General features: G+C 38.7%; 7 protein-coding genes. 3 read left to right on the top strand and 4 right to left on the bottom strand.

The features are described 5' to 3' along the window. Window positions 1-388: 388 nt before the first annotated feature. A complete protein-coding gene (locus tag V7083_RS21100; RefSeq protein ID WP_335481683.1) occupies window positions 389-1021 on the top strand; it encodes an MOSC domain-containing protein in 633 nt (210 codons plus the stop codon). A gap of 222 nt (window positions 1022-1243) precedes the next feature. On the opposite strand, the gene V7083_RS21095 is transcribed toward V7083_RS21100, so the two are convergent. Next, the gene (locus V7083_RS21095; protein WP_335481680.1) at window positions 1244-1684 is read right to left on the bottom strand and encodes an Lrp/AsnC family transcriptional regulator; all 441 of its coding nucleotides are present in this window, start codon (window positions 1682-1684) and stop codon (window positions 1244-1246) included. 120 nt (window positions 1685-1804) lie between these two features. On the opposite strand from V7083_RS21095, the gene V7083_RS21090 reads away from it, so the two are divergent. Next, window positions 1805-2362 (top strand): cysteine hydrolase family protein, encoded by a 558-nt coding sequence (locus V7083_RS21090; RefSeq protein WP_335481677.1) that lies wholly within the window; start codon window positions 1805-1807, stop codon window positions 2360-2362. 52 nt (window positions 2363-2414) lie between these two features. On the opposite strand, the gene V7083_RS21085 is transcribed toward V7083_RS21090, so the two are convergent. Beyond that, window positions 2415-2906, bottom strand: coding sequence for a DUF4825 domain-containing protein (locus V7083_RS21085; RefSeq protein ID WP_335481689.1), 492 nt, complete (start codon window positions 2904-2906; stop codon window positions 2415-2417). Between the two features lie 117 nt (window positions 2907-3023). Between V7083_RS21085 and V7083_RS21080 the strand changes: the two genes are divergently transcribed. Next, a complete protein-coding gene (locus V7083_RS21080; RefSeq protein WP_335481675.1) occupies window positions 3024-4322 on the top strand; it encodes a D-serine ammonia-lyase in 1299 nt (432 codons plus the stop codon). A gap of 17 nt (window positions 4323-4339) precedes the next feature. Here the strand turns inward: V7083_RS21080 and V7083_RS21075 are convergent, their stop codons facing one another. Continuing rightward, a complete protein-coding gene (locus tag V7083_RS21075; RefSeq protein WP_335481686.1) occupies window positions 4340-5392 on the bottom strand; it encodes an iron-containing alcohol dehydrogenase family protein in 1053 nt (350 codons plus the stop codon). 75 nt (window positions 5393-5467) lie between these two features. Then, window positions 5468-6793, bottom strand: a complete 1326-nt coding sequence (locus V7083_RS21070) for a PQQ-dependent sugar dehydrogenase (RefSeq protein ID WP_335481672.1) — start codon at window positions 6791-6793, stop codon at window positions 5468-5470. Window positions 6794-6908 lie beyond the last annotated feature (115 nt).

Genomic DNA, 6908 nt, shown 5'->3' with positions numbered 1-6908 from the left:
CCAATCAAGGTCAGTTAGGTTAGTAACCATTTTTGTTGGAGTCCATTGAATGAGTTTAATATTTCTTTTAGCTCTAAAAAATCATCAAAAATGGTGTTCATTTCTTCCCACCTTTCAAGCAATTATTGCCCTTATTTTAACATTTTTTTCTTGAACTAACCTTTAGCTCAACAAGAAAAAGAATGTCGCAGCGATCATTGCCGTAACCCATATATAGCTCAAGCACCCTATACTATAAGAACGTTCCTCCACGTTCTTTCAAGTATATTAACCCTTTTCCTGACCCCAATGTTTTTATTAAAATTGTACCTTTTCAAGTGACACTAATATAATACAATTTAAATTACATATTGATTTTGGAGTTCTGTAGAAGTGAGGTAAATTCAAATTGAATCGAAAAATTATTAATTTAGCTGTTGGAAAACCAAAGGAATACGATTGGAATCATAAAAAGGAATTTTCCGGAATAGGTAAGTCGACAGTAACATCCTTTAAGGTAGAGAAATCTAGCATTGTTGGTGATGATGTTGCAAATCACCAATTTCACGGTGGACCAGACCGTGTAGTATGTTTGTATCCATTCGAGCATTACTCTTATTGGGAAGGGCTATTTCAAAAAAAGCTGATTCTACCTGCTTTTGGGGAAAATATTACTGCAACAGGCATGACGGAAGAACAGGTTTGTATTGGAGACATATATAAATTGGGGGATACTATTCTTCAAATTACACAAGGGAGAGTACCTTGTGCTAAGATTTCCAATTATAACGATGAAAAGCAACTTTTAAAGAAAGTGATTGAAACGACCCTAACTGGCTACTTCTTTCGGGTTTTGGAAGAGGGAACTATTATGTTGGATTCGGAAATAACTCTTTTGGAAAAACACCCAAAAGAAATATCCGTATCATTTGCTACACAAATTCTTTTTCACCAAAAAGAAGATAATGCATCAATTGAAAAGATATTGACGGTTGATGCCCTTGCTGAGGACTGGAGGAATAGATTTATAAAATTGTTATGATTCTTCTGCTGTGTCGAAAACGGTGGAGACCGCTAAAGCCTAGCCTAAAAAGCTAGGTTTTTTTATACTGGACTAACGATCATTTCAATAAGAAGGAATTTCTTATGACTGCGAATAATTAATCATAAACCAAAAGAAAGAAAATCAACCTGTAAGAGGCAATGAAGGATCAGCTTGAGAAGTTAAATGCCCATTAAGCATTTAACTTCATAAAGATTTTAGTCATGTAGCAGTCAACGGATTTTGTTGTTTAATTTCTTGTATTGATAAATTTAAACTATAGTTACCATGTTCGAGCAGTTGATCAAGAAACTGGTTTAATTGCTCTTGGGATTGAACCTTAATTTTTAAATGATAGCATCCACCCCCAGATATCCGGTGGGCTTCCACGATCTCATGATGTTCTTGGATAAACTGTCTAAATGATACATGATTGGCTGTTTTCATATGAATAATCACAAAAGCTGTAAAGGCCAGTCCTAATTTCATCTCATCGACAATAATAGAGTAGGACTTAATGACACCATTTTCCTCAAGTTTCTTTATTCGGTTTCCCACCGCCTGCCCGGTCATATGAATCTGTTCACCTAACTCCTTCCATTGAATACGTGAATTTTGGGATAACAATCTGAGAATCTGAAAATCAATTTTATCAAGTTCCATATTATTTCCTTTCACCATGAAATGAATTGATCTAAAAGGGTTTCATCAGAGTATCGAAAAAAATAAAGGGATCATTTATGATTTTATTATAATCATAAATTTTTTGATGAGGTGAAAAAAATGAGCACAGCTTTACTATTAATTGATATTCAAAATGATTATTTTCCAAATGGAAGGATGGAATTAAGCAGCCCTGTAAAGGCAGCTGAGCATGCAAGCAAGATTCTTAACTGGTTTAGACAGAAAAGCAAGCCTATTTTCCATATTCAGCATATCTCCATTCAAGAAGGAGCAACCTTCTTTCTTCCAGAAACGGAAGGTGCCCATATAAATGAAGCAGTTTTACCATTGAAGCATGAAAGCATTGTTATTAAACATAGACCAAACAGCTTTCATACTACTGATTTAGAACAGCAATTAAGAAACAAAGGAATCACAAAACTAGTAATCTGCGGGATGATGACGCATATGTGCATTGATGCCACAGTCAGAGCCGCAAAGGATCTTGGTTTTGAATGTACCCTTATTGAAGATGCCTGTGCGACTAGAGACTTATCATTTAAAAATAAAGTCGTTCCTGCTGATCAGGTCCATCATGCGTTTGTTAGTGCCCTTAATGGAATATATGCAAATGTCATGTCTACTGAAGATTTCCTGCAACAAGCTGACCAAAACTAATAGAAAAGCGCACAGCTAGCAAAATCTGTGCGCTTTCTTCCGGCTAGGACCGTTAATTGAAAAAAAGTTTCACTTTATTTTTATCTGTTAAATTTCCCTTGGTAAACTTGCTAAGTTCATCTTCGTTTTCAAATTCCCTTACATCTTTTCCATACCACTTTTGCAATTCTTCTCTAGTTACTTTATATTCTTTTTCTACAAAGTTAAATTGAACCCAATCTGCATTTTTGACTAAGGCAAATATAAACGTTGCATTATATAATGCAGTCTTTTCATAATTTTTTTCTGTCTTCTCATTTGTTTGTATATTTTTATAATTTACTATAATACCATAGGGTTTCTCTTCTGTTTTAAGTTCTAATCCATTTATCCCTTCACCTTCAGGACTTGGCAATTGTCTAGTGATATTTCCTACAGCTCCATTATCGCCAACATAAGAGTTTTTATATTTGAATAGATCTTTGTTAAGGTTGCTTTCCGTGCTCGAACTACATCCATTAAAGATAAGTAATAATAACATAAATAAGAAGAAAAATTTTATCATCTTCCCCACAATGACATCACCCTAAATTATTTTATCATGATCATATACAAATGTTGTAAAAATAATCTACAATTTAGATAGCCACACAACAAATTTATAATAATCGGAGGATAAAGAATGAAGGAGATGGATCATCCTTTACTAAATAAACTCATTTCCCTAGAGGAAGTCTTCTGGTTCAATCCTAAATTGGAGACATTTGAATCAGCCATCAATAAATCCCTTCTTTCACAAGAAGATGTTTGGGATGCAGAGGCGCGTCTTAAACGGTTTGCTCCCTATATAGCCAAAGTTTTTCCGGAAACACAGGATATGAATGGTTTGATTGAATCTCCTTTAATAAACATTCCTTCTATGAAACAGTCTCTGGAACAGGATTACCAGCAGACCATACTAGGAGAGCTATTATTAAAATGTGATAGTCACCTTCCCATATCAGGCTCAATCAAAGCAAGGGGCGGAATTTATGAGGTTCTTAAGCATGCTGAGGATTTGGCGCTTCAACATGGACTGTTAACGCCTCAAGATGATTATTCTATTTTAGATCACGCTAAGTTCCGCCAATTCTTCTCGCAATATACTATCGCAGTTGGTTCAACTGGAAACTTAGGACTTAGTATTGGCATCATTAGTGCGAAGTTGGGCTTTAAGGTAAGGGTTCATATGTCGGCGGATGCAAAACAATGGAAAAAGGATCTGCTTCGAAGTAAAGGAGTAAGGGTCATTGAGTACAAGGAGGATTATAGTAAAGCTGTTGAGCAAGGGCGAATTCAAGCAGACGCTGATGCGTCTTGTTACTTTGTCGATGATGAAAATTCCCGCAACCTCTTTTTAGGTTATGCTGTTTCAGCATCTCGTTTAAAAAGACAACTTGAAGACTTGGGGATTACCATTGATGAACACCATCCGCTATTTGTTTACCTTCCATGTGGAGTTGGGGGCGGCCCTGGAGGCATCGCTTTCGGCCTGAAGTTAATGTTCCAAGACCATGTACACTGTTTCTTTGCTGAACCTACCCATTCCCCGTGCATGTTACTAGGATTAATGACAGGGCTTCATGATCAAATCTCTGTCCAAGATATTGGGATCGATAATATAACGGAAGCAGATGGACTAGCAGTGGGAAGACCCTCAGGGTTTGTAGGCAAAACAATTGAACCTTTTTTAAGCGGTTGTTATACCATTAGTGATGATGAGCTATATAAGCTGCTAAAGGAACTGGCTGATACAGAGGAAATTTATTTAGAGCCTTCCGCCCTTGCTGGTATGATTGGTCCTATTAAATTATGCAAAGAAAAAGGCGATTTACCCCTAAAAAGCATACACATTGTTTGGGGAACCGGAGGAAACATGGTTCCGGAGGAAATCATGTCGGACTATTATCAAAAAGGATTGCAGCTAAAAACACGGGATTAGTCCCGTGTTTTTAGCTATTACATCAATATGGATTTTAAGAAATCATCCTCTTCAATTAGTTCAAGAGCTTTTTTCCGGTAGTCTTCATCATGCAAATATGTATATCGACTCGGTTTTATGGTTGGTGCCATTTCAACTGCTTGTACAAATTCATCCTTTTTCAAGCCAATTCCTTTTACATAATCAAAAAAACCAGTTCGTGTAAAAACCTTCACCATTCGTTCAACACGATGATCCTGCACTTTTGCCATAAGATAAGTAGCAACACCCACTTGCATTCCATGCATGGCCGGTTTTTGGGAGATTTTATCAAGAGCATGAGAAATCAGGTGTTCTGCCCCGCTGATCGGTGCGCTGTTCCCGCTAATCACCGAAGAGATCCCGCCCATTGTCAGGGAGCTAATTAATTCTTTTAGAAGGATGGGATCACGGATATCTATCATCGGGGTTCTAATAAAGCTATTGACTGCCTTTTTACTAAGCATATAGGCGAAATGATTGACTTGATCAACCCCATGTTTTTCTTCGAACTCCCAATCCACGAGTGCAGTAATATTAGACATTAAATCGCCAATACCCGCGAGGATAAAACGGTCCGGAACATTTTGGATAATTTCTAGATCAGCAATAATTCCATACGGAACTTTGGCCGGCACGGTTGTTTTCTTTTTTTCCACTAGAAGCGAGCAATTGCTGCTGGCGAAACCATCATTTGAGGCGGAGGTAGGAATACTTAAAAATGGGCTGCGTCGGGTAAAAGCCATATATTTTCCATAATCAATCACCATCCCCCCGCCCATGGCAATCACGGCATCAAAACGAGGCAGCTCAAATGCTCTTTTAATCAGGTCAAGAATGTCCAAATCTGCCGGCATCAGCACTGCTTCTATTTTCGCAAAGGTAATGGATTTCAGAATATCTTCTCTAAAGTTATGAAAAGTAAAATCGTCAAATAAGAAGAGGACATTTTTAAAATCGTGTTGTTTTAAAATTCGTTCGAGGGTAAAGACTGCTCCTTTACTAATCTCTAAAATGGCAGGTATAGAAATATTTGTTACAACATTCATTATGATTAATACTCCTTTTTTCGTCATTGCAAGGTCAGTTCTAAGACTGATTTCATGCCAGTTAGTGCCATAAATGGGTTAAGATTGCTTTGTCACTTTCCATAGAACTCCTGTATTTGGGAGATAGCCTTCCCCGCTTCCAGGCGGCTTTCGGTAGCCAAAATCAACAATATACATTTCTCCATTATACCCGAAAACAACATCAATGGGTCGTTCCAGGCCTGACCCATCCGTTTGTGATGCTGGCAAACCGCTGGAATTAATCGCAAAAGCAGTGATCTTACCAGTACTCGTATTGATTCTGGAAACGCGATGCCCCACCCCTGGGGTTAGTTTTCCTCCGGTTGTTTCCGGAGCTTCACTGCCAAATTCGGCAATATAGGCCTCATTTGTCGGACCAAACGATGGATTATAGTTAAAATCAAAACCCATGGTCGCTGAATGCGAGGTAAATACAGCGATTGGTTTTGGTGGTGTCATAGGATGCCGAGTCAGCAAAAATGTCGGCTGCTTCTTCCCTTCCGGCTTAAACATTGGATTCGTAACGGGGAGACCGCCAGTGTAATCCGGCCAGCCATACCACATTCCCTGTCTGACCCATTGGAATTCATCGGGGGACTCGGCAACAGGTCTGCTTCCCCTGACATCCATGCCATGATTTGAACAGAACAGCTGATTGAAACGGTCAAATTTAATGCCAAACGGATTTCGCAGTCCCCAAGCAAACAGCTCTAGCTCAGAGCCGTCCGGATTAGCTCGTAGAATACTGCCGCTTGCTTTAACGAAGCCCTTAATATACTCATTTGGATAAACTGGCATCCCAAATGGTGAGAAAGGGCCTGTCTGCACTGAATCATTGGCGGCGTCCGTTAAGAGATTTCTTGTTTTAAAGTTCTTACCTGTTACTTGAATGTAGGTTCCTGGATAATCATGAAAAAAAGGATACTTTTTTAGCCAGTGATTATCTTCTCCGACCACACCAGTATTAGTGGCGGTCCCCTGACCAAAATACATCTTGCCGTCCTGACCAAAGACAACCCGATTATTGTGATGGTCACCATAGCTTGGCAATCCGATAATAATGTCCAGCTTTTTTCCATCAAGACTCACGCGGGTAATTACACTGCGGTGCGCCACGTAAAGATACCCCTTATAGAAGGTTACTCCTGTTAATGGCGTATTAAAGTCATCAGCTATAAGCTGAGGACCGTTAGTAGTCAGGCGGTAGATTTTTCCCCCACCAGAGATAATTCCTGCATCAGCGATGATGAGTTCATTGCGGTCTGTAATGGTCAGCCCAATCGGTGTAGTAATATTCGTTTCGACTGCCTCTATTTTATAGCCCTGGGGAAGCTTGATTGTTTCTGTCCGGTAATTGCGCTTCGGCTGTGAAGTTTGAACCATTTGCAACACCCCTTGGATATTTTCTTTTTCTATAAAAATATTCAGGGGGGCTTGGAATACATGACTATTGTTTATGTTATTGATTGGTTTGATGTAATTTTGGTTTATTTTTATA

This window comes from Bacillus sp. JJ1764 (assembly GCF_036962145.1).
In the GTDB taxonomy this organism is placed as follows: domain Bacteria; phylum Bacillota; class Bacilli; order Bacillales; family Cytobacillaceae; genus Neobacillus.
This window is presented reverse-complemented; position numbering and strand designations above follow the sequence as displayed.